At 55.2% G+C, this 18,660-nt stretch carries 9 protein-coding genes; 6 read left to right on the forward strand and 3 right to left on the reverse strand.

What is annotated here, in order from left to right; all coding sequences use genetic code 11:
• The first annotated feature begins 89 nt into the window (after window positions 1-89).
• The 5 genes from M5R41_00845 to M5R41_00865 all read left to right on the forward strand — a co-directional run bounded on the left by M5R41_00845 (window position 90) and on the right by M5R41_00865 (window position 12,259).
• Window positions 90-362, forward strand: coding sequence for a hypothetical protein (locus tag M5R41_00845; protein MCZ7554932.1), 273 nt, complete (start codon window positions 90-92; stop codon window positions 360-362).
• 171 nt (window positions 363-533) lie between these two features.
• The gene (locus tag M5R41_00850) at window positions 534-4,547 is read left to right on the forward strand and encodes a T9SS type A sorting domain-containing protein (protein ID MCZ7554933.1); all 4,014 of its coding nucleotides are present in this window, start codon (window positions 534-536) and stop codon (window positions 4,545-4,547) included.
• Window positions 4,548-4,631: 84 nt separating this feature from the next.
• Entirely contained in the window at window positions 4,632-8,954 is a 4,323-nt protein-coding gene (locus M5R41_00855; GenBank protein ID MCZ7554934.1) for a hypothetical protein, read from the forward strand.
• 345 nt (window positions 8,955-9,299) lie between these two features.
• A complete protein-coding gene (locus tag M5R41_00860; protein ID MCZ7554935.1) occupies window positions 9,300-10,025 on the forward strand; it encodes a hypothetical protein in 726 nt (241 codons plus the stop codon).
• A gap of 215 nt (window positions 10,026-10,240) precedes the next feature.
• Window positions 10,241-12,259 (forward strand): kelch motif-containing protein, encoded by a 2,019-nt coding sequence (locus M5R41_00865; protein MCZ7554936.1) that lies wholly within the window; start codon window positions 10,241-10,243, stop codon window positions 12,257-12,259.
• 152 nt (window positions 12,260-12,411) lie between these two features.
• Here the strand turns inward: M5R41_00865 and M5R41_00870 are convergent, their stop codons facing one another.
• The 3 genes from M5R41_00870 to M5R41_00880 all read right to left on the reverse strand — a co-directional run bounded on the left by M5R41_00870 (window position 12,412) and on the right by M5R41_00880 (window position 17,163).
• A complete protein-coding gene (locus M5R41_00870) occupies window positions 12,412-15,660 on the reverse strand; it encodes a C10 family peptidase (protein ID MCZ7554937.1) in 3,249 nt (1,082 codons plus the stop codon).
• A 191-nt stretch (window positions 15,661-15,851) separates the two neighbouring features.
• Complete coding sequence (ugpC, locus tag M5R41_00875; GenBank protein MCZ7554938.1) at window positions 15,852-16,946, reverse strand: sn-glycerol-3-phosphate ABC transporter ATP-binding protein UgpC; 1,095 nt, start codon at window positions 16,944-16,946, stop codon at window positions 15,852-15,854.
• Window positions 16,939-17,163, reverse strand: coding sequence for a hypothetical protein (locus M5R41_00880; protein ID MCZ7554939.1), 225 nt, complete (start codon window positions 17,161-17,163; stop codon window positions 16,939-16,941). Before M5R41_00880 ends, ugpC begins: the two co-directional genes overlap by 8 nt.
• Before the next feature lie 77 nt (window positions 17,164-17,240).
• Here M5R41_00880 and M5R41_00885 point away from each other — a divergent pair, with 77 nt between their 5' ends.
• The gene (locus M5R41_00885; protein ID MCZ7554940.1) at window positions 17,241-18,539 is read left to right on the forward strand and encodes an MFS transporter; all 1,299 of its coding nucleotides are present in this window, start codon (window positions 17,241-17,243) and stop codon (window positions 18,537-18,539) included.
• Window positions 18,540-18,660: the final 121 nt, after the last annotated feature.

An 18,660-nucleotide genomic window follows, 5' to 3' on the forward strand; every position in this document is an offset into this window, starting at 1 on the left:
ATCGCTATCGCGTGGCTGCATGAAGCAACACAATTTACTCTTGTCATTTTATGCGCGTCATGGATCTTTGATCATCAGCCAACGGCGTTATGAATACTGATCCCGTCATCACAAAGCTTATTTACCCCGATCCCTTCGAGCCAGCCGGTTTGGAGGTGGATTTGCCGGACGACGCTCTGGTCACCGTCACTGTGACGGACGATGCCGGCACCATCATCCATACCGTAGTCAATAGCGTACCCATGCAAAAGGGCAGACACACAATCTCCCTGATCGGTGGCGTAGACCGGCGCGGTCCGCTGTATTGTCGTCTCACCGCCGTCATCGGAAGCGAGACGGTGCAGGTGGTGAAGGGGTTGTGATGGAAAATCTCACTAGTGAATGCTGAAGATATCGAGTTGCAGGTGAAGTTCATGAACCCATAAACCAAACATTGCCACAATGAAGCTTCGGCTACGATTAGAAAATGTGTTTATTGAACAGTGTATAACCGCTTAGCATCTGTGAATTCCGGTATCACAAAGAGGTGAATCATGAAAAGAATGCTTCAATACTTGGGGTTCACAGGCTTGAGTGGCCAGTCATCTCCTGCGAAAAAATTGATTCTGATTGGAGTGGCGCTCTGCCTGCACGCACCTCAGGTGATGCTGGCCCAGCCTGTCTGCGGCACAAATTATGCGCCGAGCACAGCTTTTCCTGTCCAGCAGGGAGAATGCTGTTTCGATCTTGGATTGTACACCGGTTCGCTCACTCCGACGGCTGTAACTATACAGGCTGTGGGTAGCACGGGACCACAGATTGGATCTGCAACTACGACGATTACATATTGGACGGCGACGAACGTAACATCGTCGTACATCCGTTATTCTGGTGTATCGACTCTATTAGACTGTGACGACCACCACAGACAATTTACCTTTTGCGTCACCAATGCATACGGTGATGTCACATTGCACTGCCAGGTATGGTCAAATAATACGATGATTAAAACATGTGACACCACCATCCACTGTTGGGACGATCCTTGCAATGACATCGACCTACTGAAGACAGGCCCATGCTCGTGGGACCTGACCTTTGTAAATACGAATTATGGAAATTTCGCAGTAGATGGATTTCATATTTCCGCAATATCACCTTCAGGCGCAGGGATAAGCCTTCTTACACCTCCGTCCGGCTGGAACCTGACTTCTGAAACCCCGCAAGCATTCACTATTGCGCCGGACGATCCGAACGACGCTATCCCGGCGAATGGTACTTTGCAAGGCCTGACCTTCACGACAGACGTCACCTGTCAGCCAGTGGAATTCATGTGGAAAACGGTCACCAGTGACCCAGCAACGAGTGACAGCACGCTCTGTAAAGGAACGGGGACTATCACCTGCTGTGATTGTGAACCCGGAGTTTTTACGAAGATTCCGTCTGGATCAACGGGTGATTGCTGTTTCAAGTTCGAGATACTGAACCAGAATCCCTACCTGAAGGACGTGACCGAAATCCAATTCACGGTAATCGGCGGCGGCGTCATCAGCAATGCCAGCCACACCGGAGTCCCAACTTTCAACAACAACGCGCCAGGGAATACTGTTACATTCCAAAACGGTACCATCCCTCTTGGAACGACTGGAACCGGATTTACCTTGTGCTTTGACAATATCCCATCCATGCCCTTCACGGTGGAATATTCGACATACTGGACGAACGGAAGCGAGAGGCGCTTGCTATGCACATTTCAGAAGGTACTTGAGTGTTGTGATTGCGAAGGGAGTTTCGTACCGCTGCCAGCGATTCCAGGCTGTGGTTGTTTGTATGAATTGAGCACCATCAATCCAGATCCGATAAATAAGATTGTCCTGTCGATTCCGTCAGGCACCTTCACCTGCCCGACTGTTGGTAGCTCATTGGCGGGATGGACTGCGAGCGCGCCGGGGGGCAGTACGATAGAATTTACCGCGCCTACGAACACCAGCCTTCCCGCATGTACGTTGGGGAAATTATCCTTTGGAATTTCAGAAACAGCATTGGTGAAGTACGAGACGTTCTTTAACTCGGAGCCAATTTGTGACGGCAAGGAACTGCTGACGTGCACGCCGCCGCCGCCATGCGATATACAGTGGAGCACCTTAACACCTGACGCGAACTGCCCATGCAGATATAAAGTTTCAATATCCAATCCCGATGATGTCGTAAAGATCGTGCTTGAGTCACTCGATGCTGGAGTGAATATCACTTCAGTCTCTGTCCTTAGCGGAACGCTAACAACGATTTCAGGGGCGTTGCCGGGGACGCAGGTGGAGTTTATCGGTGGGACTGCGGGAGCAACTCTCCCGGCTGGTAGCACTCAGGAAATTGAATTCTGCATGGATGGCTCAGCGGACGTTCAGATTAAGTCATATGAGACGATCGGCATGGTGGTCTGCTGGGATAAGACCACTTTGATCTGCAATCCATGCAGCTGCGAATTGGAAGAGCTGCCGGTAATAGTACTGGATGACTGCCCATGCGCAAAACGGATTCGTATAGAGAATCCTGATCCGGTGAATATGATCGTTCTTACTGCGACTGGTGGACAGATTATGGATGTGAATCTCGGGCCACAGTTCAGCGGCTGGCAGCAAACCATGTTACCTTCATCAACAATCACGCTTGTGGCTGCAAATCTCACACCGTCCCTCCCGGCTTGCACAGACGGATTCCTTGAGATATGTGTCGACCAGCAGTGCACCGTCGCCATTGAAACATTTTTCAAGGATCCCGCAATCACAACGCCGATACCCGTTTGCGATTGGGATATAGAGATCAAATGTAAGGTGAAAAACTGCTGCGACCCGGATCATTGGAAACACAGCGCAATCCCGCATGACGTCAGTTGGGACGCGTTTATTACATCCGGTTCACCGCCGGTGATTTGGCCGCCGACAGCGTACGTTGTGCTGCACTTGACTTCGGACAAGCCCGTAACGCGTGTTTCAGTGATTAACGAGCGCACCTGGATTTCGGCGCCGGGCATACCCCCGAACGGAACAAAGGATGTCACAGGCTATTTCTGCGGCGCTCGGGCCTCTTCCATTCCCATGATACCGCTAGTTCCGGGTACGGGACCATGGTCAACTACACCCATTCTTGGCACAGGCGGCTTCGGGTTGCATGATTTGACCGTCGGCTCTTCCGTTGCACTGCCATGGATACTTGGGGGAGGTCCGCGTGTAATCACGTGGAATAACGTTTCCACCACAGGTTCGGACTGCGCCGGAAGCCCGAGCTGCAATCTTGGGTCGCCCACTCCGATTGTTGTTGCGATCGGCTGGAGACCGGGTGAGATGCCCACGGTTCAGGATCGTCAATTCAACTTCAGAATGCGAGTGGAATTCACGAACGAGGATTGCGTCACCTGCTGGGACATCGTTGATGGCAAGCTTGCTATCCCGAATAGCGCCTACAACAGCAATCCAACGCTGTGTTCCTCGCAACTTTCGATGACCAACGCAACCGACGGCGTGCTCTCTATATCCGTACCAGACACCGAGCATATACCCGACGATCTCAAGCTGATCCGCGTATCCATGGCGCCGGATACGTCGGTGAGAATTACCTCCATGCGGAATGAGACGACTGGCAAGGCTGCCATCGTGCGAGATAATTCGGCCGCAATATCGGTAGATATCGGGAAGGGGCAAAGCGTGAGATATACTATCCGTTACGACAATCCGCAGCCTGTCCTGCTGATTCCCAACTCGCTCCTTCTGAGCGGGGTGCGTGGGTCACCGCTGGACAGCACCGTGTACGAAGCATTCGAATTGCCAACGAAGGTCGTCGGAAGAGTCCCTGTGCAAGCATCCGACCCCTTGGATTCACTTCTGGTGTCAGAAGCTGATTGTCCGTCCGTGCGGACAGTCAAGATGCACCTTATGAAACCGAGAAATGGAGAGATCCAATGGGTCATATGGAGCGACGTATACCGAAGCCGGATACTCGCTACTGGTTCGCCGATATTTACAGAGGACGCGGCCAAAGGACAGAGAAGCATCAAGTCGGGGCGGCACCGGATCTGGGGGCTTCCGGATACGTCTACATGGAAACCGATGCGGGACAAGGCTCCGGATTTCCCGTTGCAAGCCGAGGTTTTTCTGACGCTGTGCAGTCCCCCGAATGAGAAAGTGGAAATCAACGTGGTCAAGATTACCGCGAGCGGGGACACGCTGTCCTTTGTTACAGTGCTGGTAGATTCAATTGTGCAAAGCATCGGAAACCAGGACCGTGATCCCGTACCGATTGCTCGTACACTCTTAATAGCACCGGTATATCCAAATCCAGCCAAAGAACATGCGAGCGTACAGATACGTGTTCTTAGAGCGGAACAGCGGGTTACACTTAGCATTAAGGACATGGCGGGACGCGACGTGCTGCGTCTGTTCGAGAACGAGCTTCTGACCATCGGAGATCATCTGGTCTGTTTAGACCTGGATGGACTTCCCGCCGGAGTTTACCATCTCGTCGCGAACAACGGCGGCAATATTGCGACCAGACCTCTCATCATTGTTCGATGAGCGCAGGAAATGAATTCCCGGTTCGTACCAACGACAACTGAATTGATGAACTTCCCGGTCAAAGACAGAAATCGGAGATTCGAAATGCAGAAGCATATATTCCACGCTATCATAGTATTTGCGGTAGTCTCATTTCTAGCCGCACCCCGTTGCGCTTCGCAGAGCAACACCACGCCCGAAGTGGAGCTCGACGGCTTCCGTCTGAAACTTTCGGTAAGTGATCTGGAGATTCTGACAGGGGAGCAGTTCTCCTACCACATTGATTTTACAATTCCTGGAGGAGCGTCGGGTGTCAAAATTGCATTGCAGATCCCGTCGGGTTTGGAATTCATCGGTCTTACATACGATCAGGCCGCCTCGGGGAATCCGGCTACTGAGCCTCCATCACTGCCTCCGGTCTACCACCCTTTCAACGGTGATCTGGGAATTGATTGGGGCTCAGCGGTTTTCGCGCAACCCTTGACAGGCCTCTTCACCGTGAGCGTTCGTTACGCGACAGGCAGCACATGCCCGGGTCCGAATAACGCGGTGAATTGTTTTGCACATCTTCACGGTGTGATTGACAATCAGGCGACGGATTTAAGTACCGATATATTGGGGACAGCACCCCTGATCGTTCCCAATCCGTGGAACATCAGTAAAGTCGTACTGGGTGCATCAACCGATGCAGATTTTCCCGGATGTGAGCAAGGTGTGAGCGGAAAAGTCGTCAGATATAGATGGCGACTTGCGCAAAACGACGGCACGACAGGTCAATTGGACCTGACTAATATAATAGTTACAGACGATCTGGGGCAGTATGCTGAAAGCGTAGACCTTGTCAACACTTACGACGCATCATCATCAATTGCAAGTGTAACACAAACCAACAATCCTAACCTAACGCTAACCTGGTCGGTTAACCCGCTTGCAGCCAACGGCAGCAGTGAAGCATGGGTCATCTACGAAGTTACATATGCACCTGGGGCTACCTCTCCGCAGAAAAACAAGGTCGAATTTGAAGGCAACCTCGGTTCATCCACGTCAAACTGCGGTCAACTCACTGGCGAAAGTAACGAGACCTGCGTGCGCTTGGAACGACCGGGCGCTGGATTTATTGATAAGGGCGTATATACGCAGGGGCAACCCGGATGCAGCGGATTTTATCGGATCCTGTTCGTGAATAATACTGGGTACCCCATACCCGCAGATCAATTGGTGATTCATGATCCGTTCGCAGTTGACCTTGAAAATTTTGGCCCCGTGGATTTAAATTCTTACGCGTTCACAAAGTTTTTAATTACACATTCTCCTACAGATATCGAGCCATGGCTAACGCTAACAAATTACGTTGAAATACCAGAAATCAATCCATCTGAGGGATATATCATCACGGTCCCTTTCATGATCAAAATTGGCGTTTCACCTGGTACGCTAGTGGAGAACAAGGTTACGGCAACAAACGGGGCAGATCAATCCTCCGCGTATGTAAAATTCAAAGTCAAGAGCGACAAGCCAATATTGTGCCTCAAGAAAGCGGTCTGCGGCGAACAGCCCGAGTATCACCCGGGCGATGTGCTGCGCTTCAGGATTGGAATCCGCAATATCGGATCTACAGTTTTACTAGGCGCATCCATCACGGATGTCCTGGATCAGAATCTGGAGTACCTCGGCAACGAATCATTTTACTCTACGACCAACTGGGATGAGGCTTGCTCTCCGACAGGGCCTGTTAATTCTTGGGCCCCGCCCTTCAGTGTTGTCGGAAATCAACTCGAAATAGGAGCATTCGACCTGGATGCCTCGTGTCAGGATGTGTTCCTGAATATGTGCGACGGCTATGGGAGTGATATCACGACTGTCCCATGCCATTTTATGGAATTCGATGCGCAAGTTAAGGAAGACGCGGCCGTCGGGAACATCCCCAATTTCTTCACGGTCAATGCCACTAATCTAGATCCTGACGAAACATCAAATACCGTGTTGGTCAATGTGGTTGGGACGGCAAGCTTCACTACAGAAACCTCATTCAATGTTCAGAATGTGCTTCCCGGGAGCGCTCCCATCAAGACGCTTCGCTTTGAGAAAGGAGCGGGCACAAAAGTCGCTCTCAGGCACCTGACCATGGTGGATTTGTTGCCTCGCTCGTCAAGTCCTGATGATTACTTTATTGATGCGCCTTGCACCGCTCCGGGAAGAGGCAGCAGTACCGATCTCAGCTACCAATCCACAGTTCAGGTGACGCAGGACGGCCAGTCAGCTTTCCCCGAGCCGTGTTACGACGACGCGGCAACAGGTGTGAGTATAATTCCTCTGGCGCCAAACTCCGGGAGCTACCCGAATTATCCGTCCCAAATGTTTACGACGGACTGCTTCTCGATGATTTCGCCGAATTGGACATGGGGAAACATTTTGGCTGGTGTTCGGAATGTAGGTTGGTATTTTCCCGCTCCGCTATTACCCTCGTCTACGAATGTGCAGGTTGATTTCGTTACTGGTGTATCTCCTAATGCAATGGCTGGCGATGTAGCGTGCAACACTTTCATCGCAAACGCCGCAGTAAGACGGCTTTACAACAGCACTACGACAGTTGATGAACCCATGTGCCAGCAGGAGTCAGCACCGGCCTGTGTCACGGTGGAAGGGCCGCCACCGACGAACTGCTGTGATCAGACGACGTTCCCGAGGAGCGCAAGTGTGATGGAAACTGTTTTCGGTGCTGGAAATATGGTCTTGCCGCCACGGATGCGCATAAAACTCCACGTGCAATCAGACAAACCGGTCACCCGCTTCTCCGTGGTCAACGACAGAACCTGGGTAACCGACGGACCGTCAGCAGCGACCGAGCAGGATGTATCGGGTTTCTTCATCTCCGCGCAAGGCAATTCTTCCGGATCGGGAACCTGGCTTTTGTCACAATCCAGCCAGGCAAATCCGTTGGTCTGCGAGCCGGATGGCGCTAACGCGACCGGGTTGCCCGACCTGCGCGTGTATGCCCCGATGCCGCCTCCTTCGCCGTACAATATTGGCGGACCGCGCGAGGTTGTATGGAACGGCGAATCCGTATCGGGCTTCGACTGTGCCCAGGATCCGATATGCCTGATGGTCAACGGTCTGGACCTGTTCGTGATTCTGGCATGGCGCGCCGATGAGTATGCGGGCCTCGCGGATCCCTACCTGCATTTCCGTTTCCGCTGCGAGTTCACCAACTCCGAGTGCGTAACCTGCACGGAATTCGTCTATCAAGCCGTTCGGCTTAACGATGTGTTGCCGCAGGGCACGACGAACGGAGGGCCTTCGATCAACGCGTCGATCATTATGACAAACGCGAATTCGGGCACTCTGAAAATGTCGATACCGAAATTCTCAGCGGCAGGAGACGACGTTCATATCAATCAACTGGAATTCGAGTCCGCTGCGGATGTCGCGCTTGTCTCAATGAAAGATCTCGGGTCGGGAGCAGTGGCAGTTATAACCGGCGGGAAAGCCACCTTGCCCGTGTCGCTCGGGGAAAATACGACAGCTTCGTACACAGTGGAATTCGATAACATTCCGGCGAAAACGCCACTACTCAACCATCTTGTCCTTCGGGGATCGGTTGCGAATGTACCACCACTTCCGGCTGATTTCGTCCTGCACGAACAGGACGTCGTTGCGCACGTCCGGTTGGAGACCAAAATGGATTCGGTAATGGTCACCACCGATACATGCAAACACATCAACACGTATGCACTTTCCTTCAAAAACTCCAACCAGCGAGGAGAGGAAGCGGCCACGGTTATTCTTGAGAATCCGGTGGGAGCTAAAATGCTCGCCCTCGGACCTCCTTCATTCCTGACAGATTCCAGCAGTGTTCTGCTCTACTGGTGGCTGAAGAAGGACGAGAGCGGAGCGGCCTTGTTGAATACGGATCCCAGGAACCTTTACAGTGATCTGACCAATTACAATCCACCTGCATCCGATACAGCGCACTTCTCTGGTTACGGAGGTCGGATCTACCTGACCGTTTGCGAAAACAGGCCCGGAGAAAGCAGCGTACGCTTCACATCACTCACAGCCGGAGGCGACACAATCACCCGAGGTCAGTGCAACCTCCTTAATCCTATGCCCGGTTATGCTACCGGTGGCGGTGGATGGGGTGTTTCGAAGTCGGTGCCGAGCGAGACCCTGCTGATGAAGGTCGCTCCGGCAAATGAGTTTACGGGCGCAATGAATGCACAGCTATCATCGTCGACGGGATGTCCTTCTGCCACTCTCACACTTGTAACACATGACGGTAGAGAAATCCTGCGACTGCTGGATCGAAGAAATCTGCCTGCTGGAGAACACATCATTGCGTTCGATATTCGTGAACTCGACAGAGGAGAATACAAACTGCTTCTGGAAGGTGCTTGCGGCAGTAAGGAAGTACTGATACTTGTACAGTAGTGGATGATTATATACACGTGTCGATCATGCGACGCACTTCGCGAATAGTGACTCAATGTACTATTTGTATTCGTCTCGTTAGGTACTGTTGTGATCAGCGATATCTGTGAAAAAATTGAGCGCGTGCACGTGACGAGAATGTGAACTGATTTACGTTTACGTCTATATTGTCCTTCGATCGCACACAGCCGTCTCAAGACTCCCAAATACCCTGGGCCGCGACACGTATCTTGGAGTGAGATTGTACGTCATTTGGTCGCCGATGGTGAACTCATCGGGATGCCTTACGGATAACGAAGATTGCTCATCTACCCACACTCATTCCAACAAATCCGGACTACCCCCATGAAGCACCTAAGCATACTATTACTCCTATTCGCCTTCTCGGTCTCCGCACTACTCGCACAGCCGGACAGACGGCCAACTCGCTCCATCGGCAACGATTACAGCATTCGCGCCGGCGGTACGGAACGCGCGGTGCTCACCGCGCAAGGACAATTCGGGCTGAATGTCAATCCGCCGACGAAGTATGTTGACCTGCGTTTCATGGACCAAACACGATATCATCAGAATAAATGGGGCATGGAAGGCATGCTGCTGTACAACAACTGGAACACGACAACGACGGGTCACGGCGCTGCTATTACTCTCGCCGCTATCGGTGGACAAGGAGCGCACATGGCCCGGGCAATGATATCCGGTCAGGTCGTAGACGCAGACCGCATGGATATTGTATTCCAGAATGAGTTCGGGGCACCGGACCTCATGCGCGAATCCATGCGCATCACTTCGGAAGGATTCGTTGGCATCGGTATCACCCAGTCCCGACCAGCCAGAACGCTGCATACGGCGGGCACCATACGCTTCAGTGCGCTTGAATATGGCACCGGCGATGTGCTGGTTGTCGATGACAATGGCGACGTGTTCAGAAGTCAGGCCGGACAGGCGAGAGAAGGACGAAGAGAACCTCGCGCGAGCAGCAATGAGATTGAGATTCTCGAAAGAAGGATTCGACTTCTTGAGGCAGATGTCATCGAACTCCAGAAGGCGCTGCAGCGGCAAGAGCGGTAACGCTATCGCTCTCTACTTCCAACCATGCACTCGTATTGCGTTCATGATCGCAATCTGTAGTACATGACCGCAATCTGTAGTACATGACCGTTACGGTATCCATGCCGAAATTTCCGTCCGCACTCCGGATCACCAACGCGCCGTTCCGCCTCATGGTTTATCGTGGTTTTCGCATCATAAACAGCCCGCACATTCCACTTTCTGGAGATGCATAGATGAACACAAAACTCTTCAACGTGATGCTGCCGGTCCTGGCGCTGGCGCTTATGGCTGGATTTCCGCTCGCAGAGACGCACGCTCAGGAATGGGCATGGCTGAAAGGATCCGACGGCGTGGACTCTCCGGGTGTCTCCGGGATCAAGGGGGTAGAGTCGCCGGACAACACCCCCGGGTGCCGGAAACACGCCGCATCCTGGACCGACAAGGACGGAAATTTCTGGCTGTTCGGAGGCAGCGTGCCCGGAGGATCGCTGAACGACCTGTGGAAATTCAACATCCAGACGCGAAACTGGGTATGGATGAGCGGTTCTATCGCGATCAACCAGTATGGAACCTACGGAACATTCCGCGTGGAGGATGACGGCAATCAGCCCGGCAGCCGTGCCGCTCCCTCAGCATGGACGGACGAAGATGGAAATCTTTGGCTCTTCGGTGGTGTAGGTTACGGGGCAGTCGGGTTAGGGTGGTTGAACGATCTGTGGCGGTACAACATCGCGACCGGAAAATGGACGTGGATGAAGGGCGGCTCGCAGGTGTCGGTCCCTGCGGTGTTCGGCACACAGGGCGTCGAAGATCCGTCGAACAGACCTGGTGGAAAAGCCGAGGCGGCGTGTTGGACGGACCAGAACGGCGACCTGTGGCTGTTCGGAGGCCACGGGCATGTGCCGAACGCTTTCGGACCGATGAACGACCTCTGGAAGTACAGCATCGCGACTGGGAACTGGACATGGATCAAGGGCTCGGCCTGGGTTTGGCAATACAGCATCTACAACACGATCGGAGTCGAGTCGGCGTCAAGCACGCCCGGCAGGAGATGGGGATCCGCTTACTGGACTGATCCGGCCGGAAATCTCTGGCTTTTCGGAGGTCACGGTTCGGGGGAAGCGACGGACGGATATCTGAACGACCTGTGGAAATTCAACGTCGCGACTGGCAACTGGATCTGGATGCATGGTGCCAAGATAGCTGCTGAATATGGTGCATACGGAGTCAAGGGGATACCTGCTTCGACGAATTGCCCTGGTGCGAGATACCTCACCGCTTCGTGGAGCGATGGAGATGGAAATCTGTACCTCTTTGGTGGCCAGGGACATGCGGCTACGTTGATAGGATATATGAACGACATTTGGAAATATCACGTGGCTACTGGAGAATGGACCTGGATGTATGGATCCGATGGAACCGATCTGTTCGGTGTGTATGGATCGAAGGGCGTTGCATCTCCTTCGAACATCCCGGGATCGAGACGCTCCTGCCGGGTGTGGGGTGATGCATACGGACGCCCGTGGTTCTTTGGTGGAGAAGGATATTCCGCATCCTCCTTTGGCCAACTGAACGATTTCTGGGGTTACGCGCCTGTCGCGGTTTGTCGCGATGTCACCGTGCTTTCCGATCCGACGGGCTTTGCCATGGCGTCGGTCGACAACGGTTCCTACGATCCGGAAAACGATCCGATTGTCGTAACGCAACTACCGCCGGGTCCCTATCCGGTGGGTACGACAACGGTTACACTCGTTGTTACAGATTCGAAGAATGACTTGTCAACATGCGGCGCTTTCGTCACCGTGGTGGATATCCGCTGCGGTCAGAACAATAACAAAGTTCTTGTATGCCATGACGGCAACTCGCTGTGTATAAGTCCTCACGCTCTGCAGGCCCACCTGGATCACGGCGACACGCCCGGCCACTGTCCCGTTCAGAAGCATGGCGACCCAACGGCAGCCATTTCACCAGAAAGGCTATCGGTAAGAAATTATCCCAATCCGTTTGGGCCATCCTCAGCGGGAGGAACAGCCGGTACCGTAATCTCCTATGCTCTCGAAACCGGAGACGATGTGCGCCTCACCGTTCTGGATTCCTACGGTCGCGAAGTGGCAACGCTCGTTGAGGAAAAACAGGAAGCCGGTGTTTACAGCACGGAGTTTCGTCCGGCCAGTCTTCCATCAGGAATGTACAGGTACGCACTTCGCGTAGGCAACGTGCTCCGGACCGGAACCATGGTGTATTTGAAATAGCTGCTTCGACGACATCTCGATACGATACGGTTTGAGTCTTACGACCCGCACCGCAACGCAACTTCTCTCCGAATCCTCTTTTTTCACCGGTGTCCATAAATAAAGCGCGGGCCGAAACGCCCGCGCTTTCGATTTCATATGCGTCGCGAAAATTATTTCGTCACCACCACGCCGCGAGCCGTGCGCTGTCCGCCGCGATCGAGCACGAGGAGGTACGCGCCGGGACGAAGCCCCTGCGTGTCGAGCATGATCATGCTTTCACCGGCGGGATAATCACGGGCTTCGGTCAATATTGCTTCGCGGCCCAGAACGTCGAAGACCAGGAGGCGGCAGGGCGAGGGGGAGGGAAGGGTGAAGCGCACCGAGGCCGTTTGTCCGCTGACGAGGGGATGCGGAGAGGGTAGCGACAGCGAAACAGCGGTGGCTGCACCCTCAGCGCTCACATCAATCATCGCTGAATACGCAACACTCCCGTCCGTGTCGATCTGACGCAGGCGGTATTGCAGGGCGGCGGTTGAAGGCGCATCGTCGATCCATGAATACGAGTGCTCTGAATTGCTTCCCATCGATGCGGGGACGAATCCGTGTTGACGCCATGCGGTGCTGCCGGATTCGCGGCGCTCGACGAAGAAGCCGTGATTGTTCACCTCGTCGGCCGTGCGCCAGTGCAGGACGACCTTTTCATCCATGCGCGCGGCCGAGAAGGTGAGGAAGCGCACCGGATACAGGCCCTGTCCGCTGCCGATGGCGAGAGGCATGCCGAGTTGCGAAATGGTGGTGAGCCCGCTCACGCTGCGTGTGTAGGGTCCGTTGCCCGACGCCGCGCCTGCGGCCTGAAGCGGATCCCAGAACATGCCGATGTCGTTGCGTGAGATGGCACACAGTGCGCGGTCGAAACCGCTGAGTTCGTCGCCGGCATTCCATTGCAGCGTAAGCGAAACGTTGCTTTGAGAACTGCCGCTGATAATCCAGGTGCGATTCACGGCGGAGTTGCTGATCGCTGGTCCGCTCAGGCCGTGCTCCTGTACGCCGTCGAGTACGCGCACGGAGAAGTCGCAGGCAGGGGCCGTGTTGCTCATGCTCAGCGGCGTGTAGCTGCTTCCGCTGCCGACGGGGAATACGATGGTGCCGCTTCGCCCGCCTGCGCCGATGTTCTCGACGAGCAGCGACCCGCTGCCCGTGGTGGCGATATGACTGCCCGAACTGCCTCCGGCAATGCTGGCGGTGGCCGACAGTATCAGATCGTGATCTCCAAGTTCGAGCGATCCGGCCTGCAGGATCAATGAGCCGGTGATGTACAGCGTGCCGCCGAGCGCGGTGCCGGTCGAATTGTTCAGCGTGAGGTTGTGCAGCGTCAGAAATGGCACCGATGCCGGTGGCTGAGTGCCGGCCGGTATCACGACATCGTCGCCGCTGCCGGGCAATGCGCAGGGATTGTCCCAGTTGCCCAGATCGTTCCACCTCGAGCTGATGGCGCCGGTCCAGACAAGAAGCGTCGGATCGAGGGGATGCAGTGTGACGCTGGTGGGAGCGGATTCCGTGGCGCAGGTGCCGACCGTCACGGTCACGGTGTACAGACCGGCTTCGGTTGCCGTCCACATGCTTGTGGTGGCTCCCGGTATGGGTGTACCGTCGCGCTTCCAGAGGTACGACGCTCCGGTGACCTGTTGCGCGGTAAGCAATTCGCCGGCGCCTTCACATGCTTCGACCACAGGACCGGTGAGAATCACGGCCGCGGGCTGCTGATGCACAGTCACTACCATGGGATCGGATGTGGTGGTGCAACCGCTTTGCGTCACTCCCACAACATAACTGCCTGACGTACTCACGAGCAGGGTAGCCTGTGAAGCTCCGGAAATTGGCATACCATCGCGCCACCAGGTGTAACTCACGCCGCTGCCGCTGGCGGTGCTGAGAGTCACCGAGCCGCCGCTGCACAACACCACCGGTCCGGAAGCGCTGATCGTGACATTTCTTGTGGTAAAGCTTCTGGCGGATGACCATGCGCTCGTACCGGCTGTGCCGGTTGCGCGCACACGCCAGTAATACGTGACTCCCATGCTCAGCGGTCCCGCCGCATACGACGTGCCCGTCAGCGAAGGCTGATCCACCACGGTCGTCGCGAAGGATGATGCCGTCGACACCTGCAGATGATAGCTGTCCGCGCCGGAGGAGGCGTTCCAGACCAGGGTCGGTGTCACACAAATGTTCGTCGCCTGATGCGATGGCGACGACAGCGTGGGGGTGGCAATGGTCTGCGGCTGAATTCCGATGACCGCACCCTGATAATAGGTGAAAATATTGCTGCCCGGCGTGATGTCGTTCAGGTAGAAATACCCGTCAAGATAGCCGCCCCAACCGTAGTTCATGTGGAAGTAATCCGTGCCCGAGAAACCGTCCAGCACCCAGGCATGTCCGCCGGAACCGTTGGAGGCGGATCCGCGATATATCATCGGCCTTCCGCTGTTGAGTTCGCTGGTCAGGAGAGACGTCCAGGCCGACGAGGAGTAGGAATTCTTCCATACATGCGTCGCGCTGCTGCTGTAACGGAAATAATTTACCAATGCCGCGCGAGCATCCTGTGTGGTTGCGCCTGATCCGGTTGGGGAAAAATCCATGTCCACCGACACGGCGCAGTGGTAGATGAGCTGCGCGATGGCGTCCTTCGCTGTGCTGCTGCTGGAGCCGCTGATGCTGTTCGGCATGTTGGCCCATTGGTACGTCGTGGCGCCGAAGTTGGCGCTCTGCAGCCCGTACGTGGGATGCACATAGCTATACGAACCCTGACCGGTAGTCGGCGCGTTGTAATAGCGCATGACCTGTGCCATGGCGGTGGCCACACAGCCCGCGTACACATAGCCGCCGCTGCCGCCCGTGCTGGTGGGCGGACAGAATTTGTTGTAAGGTGAATTCTGATTCCAGGTTGTCGTCAACAGAGGAGAGACAGCCATGACGGACGATCCGCTTCCAAGATTGGAGACACCGTTTTCATCCAGAAGCTCACGCCATCGCATCTTCGTCTCCACGGGGGCTTCGAGGCCTTTCGCTACGGCCGAGGCGATTTCTTCCGATGCTGTCCGCAACAGCGAAGCGAGCCCGTCGGGAAGTGTGCTGCCATCATAGCTGCCGTTTGATGTGTACATCAGCACCGGGACCGCGACGTCATCCGCACTGATGACGACGACGCCTTCGGGTGCGAGATTCACGATGTAGCAGGTGGTGAGATTGTCCGATACAAGCGGATACACCATGCGCACCGAATAGGCGGGCGCTTCACCACCGCCATGCGTGAGCATCCAGCGTACGGCGGCTTTGCGTGCGGTGCCTTCGTCCACGGGTTCCGCGAACAGATTGCACGTCAGAAGCAGAAGACAGAACGAAAGGGTAGCGGCAGCTTTCATGGCAGGAACCGGTCAGTGAGAGAGAGACAAGTTGGCCATTACGCTCAGCGTAACGGCACAGAATTAATATAGGATGGACAAGACCGGTGAAACAATGGCCAATGCACGAATTAATGAAAATGTCATGTTTCCCGTGCGGGAGGGGGAGTCGGGGGTAAAACACCGGGCGGGCGTCGCCACACTTCCGCGGGTCAGAAGATTCTCCGTCCGCTTTCGGCGTCAAACAAATGGGCTTTGTCCATATCCAGATACACGGTGATGGCATCGCCGCTCGTCGCAGGCGGGGCCGTATTTGCGCGACAGGTGAGACGTGTATCACCGGATCGCAGATACAGGTAGGTTTCGTGACCCAGAAGTTCGGAAAGTTCGAAGCTCGTCGTCAGAGGACGCACGTTTTCGCCGTGCCCGGGATTGATCGAGATGTGCTCCGGTCGAATACCCAGAATGACGTCCGTTGCGGAGCGGTCCGCCAATGCCACCCGCTGGGTATGTGCGAGCGGGAGAGCTATCCCGTCGGCATTCGACAAGGTGCTTCCGTCCGCGTCCGGTCGCAGAGTGAGCATGTTCATGCCCGGACTGCCGATGAAGCCCGCGACGAAGGTATCCGCCGGTTTTTCATACAGCGCCATGGGCGCATCCACCTGATGAATTTCGCCGTCCTTCATGACGGTGATACGATCACCCATGGTCATGGCTTCCACCTGATCGTGTGTCACGTAAATCATGGTGGTTCCGAGCCGCTTGTGCAGCTTTTTTATTTCCGTGCGCATCTGCACGCGAAGCTTTGCATCCAGATTGGAAAGCGGTTCGTCGAAAAGAAACACCGTGGGTTTACGAACGATGGCACGGCCGAGGGCCACACGCTGCCGTTGGCCACCGGAGAGCTCCCGCGGCTTGCGCTCGAGCAGATCGGGGATCTCCAGCATTTCCGCGGCTTCACGCACGCGCGCGTTGATCTCGGTTTCGGGAAATTTACGCAGCTTGAGACCGAAGGCCATGTTCTCGCGCACATTCATGTGCGGATACAACGCGTAATTCTGAAACACCATGGCGATGTCGCGGTCTTTCGGCGCCACGTCGTTGACGCGCTTGTCGCCGATATACACGTCGCCGCTGCTGGCATCCTCCAGGCCGGCGATGATGCGCAGCGTGGTTGATTTTCCGCATCCGGATGGACCGACGAGCACCATGAACTCGCCGTCCTCGATGTGCAGGGACAGGTCGCGAATGGTGGGAGCCTGTTTTCCGTACACTTTCACGACCCGGGCCAGATGCACGTCAGCCATGAGTTTCTCCCCCGCCCCCCCCTGAGCGCTTCAGATACAATTTCCGGAAAATGGAAATCTTCAGGAGGTACAATACGGCGAGCATGACGGCATAGCCGCCGGCCATGTAGGCGAACCACGGATGGTCGCCGATGATCAGATACATGACCGCAAGTCCGGCCAGCAGCATGAGTGGTGTGGCCAGATAGACGAGAAAGAAAAGCAGTGAGTCGCGCATACGCTGAAGGAAATGTTCTGAAAATGAAATAAGTTACTCACGCCGTGCGCAAGTTGAAACTGCTTTAGAGGAATTTCATGGACAAGCCCCGTCTTGGTTTCTGGCAGATCTGGAACATGAGCTTCGGCTTCCTTGGCATACAGTTCGGCTTCGCCTTACAGAACGCCAACGTGAGCCGTATTTTCGAAACGCTCGGTGCGAGTATCGAGGACATCCCCATCCTTTGGATCGCGGCGCCGGTTACCGGTCTGCTGGTACAGCCCATCATCGGCCACATGAGCGACCGCACCTGGGGTCGTCTCGGGCGACGGCGTCCGTATTTTCTCGTCGGCGCAATTCTTGCGTCACTGGCCTTGCTCATCATGCCGAATTCGCCCACGTTGTGGATTGCCGCCGGCATGCTCTGGATCATGGATGCCTCGATCAATATTTCGATGGAGCCCTTCCGGGCGCTGGTAGCGGATGTATTACCCGGGGAGCAGCGTACGACGGGCTTCGCCGTGCAAAGTTTTTTCATCGGTACCGGGGCCATCATCGCCTCATCGCTGCCGTGGGTGTTCAGCAATTGGCTCGGCATCGACAACACGGCTGCACCGGGAGAAATTCCCGATTCCGTACGCTATTCGTTCTACATCGGGGCTGTCGCGTTTTTCGGAGCCGTGTTGTGGACCATTGTACGAACAAAGGAATACCCGCCGGAGAATCCTGAAGAATTCCGGCGACGCCTCGAGGAGCAGCGCGGTGTGCTGCCGGCATTCATGGACATCATGAAATCCATCGGCGCCATGCCGCGCACCATGCTGCAGCTCGCCGTCGTGCAATTTTTCTCCTGGTTCGCACTGTTCGCGATGTGGATATACACGACCCCCGCGGTGACGCAGCACATCTACGGCAGCAGTGATCCTACATCTGCGCTGTACAACGAGGGCGCGGATTGGGTGGGCGTGTTGATGTCCGTCTATAACGGTTTCGCCGCGGTGATGGCCTTCGTGCTGATCGCGCTGTCGAAGCACATGTCGAGGAGGTCCGTACACGGGATAGCGCTGATCATCGGCGGTTTGGGACTCGCCTCGTTTTTCGTGATACGCGATCCCCAACTGCTGCTCGTCAGCGAACTCGGCATCGGTCTGGCCTGGGCTTCGATTCTGTCGATGCCCTACGCCATCCTTGCCGGCTCGCTTCCTGCGGAAAAGATGGGTGTGTATATGGGAATTTTCAACTTCTTCATCGTGCTTCCGCAAATCGTGGCGGCCGCCATACTCGGCGCCATGGTCAAGCACTTGTTCGCCGGCGAGGCGATATACGCGCTCCTTCTAGGCGGCGCCTCCATGGTGCTGGCGGGCCTGCTGGTGCAGGTAGTGGAGGATAGGGGGTAGAGAGTGGAGGGCAGTGAGCGGAGTGCGGAGAGCGGAGAGTATGGCCGTACAAATCGGAAGTACGAGATACGCACTATAACCGTCGCTGACATCTTTTACATTTCACAGCGATCCGCACAGA

Source organism: Bacteroidia bacterium (assembly GCA_027493955.1).
Lineage (GTDB): Bacteria > Bacteroidota > Ignavibacteria > SZUA-365 > SZUA-365 > JAOSJT01.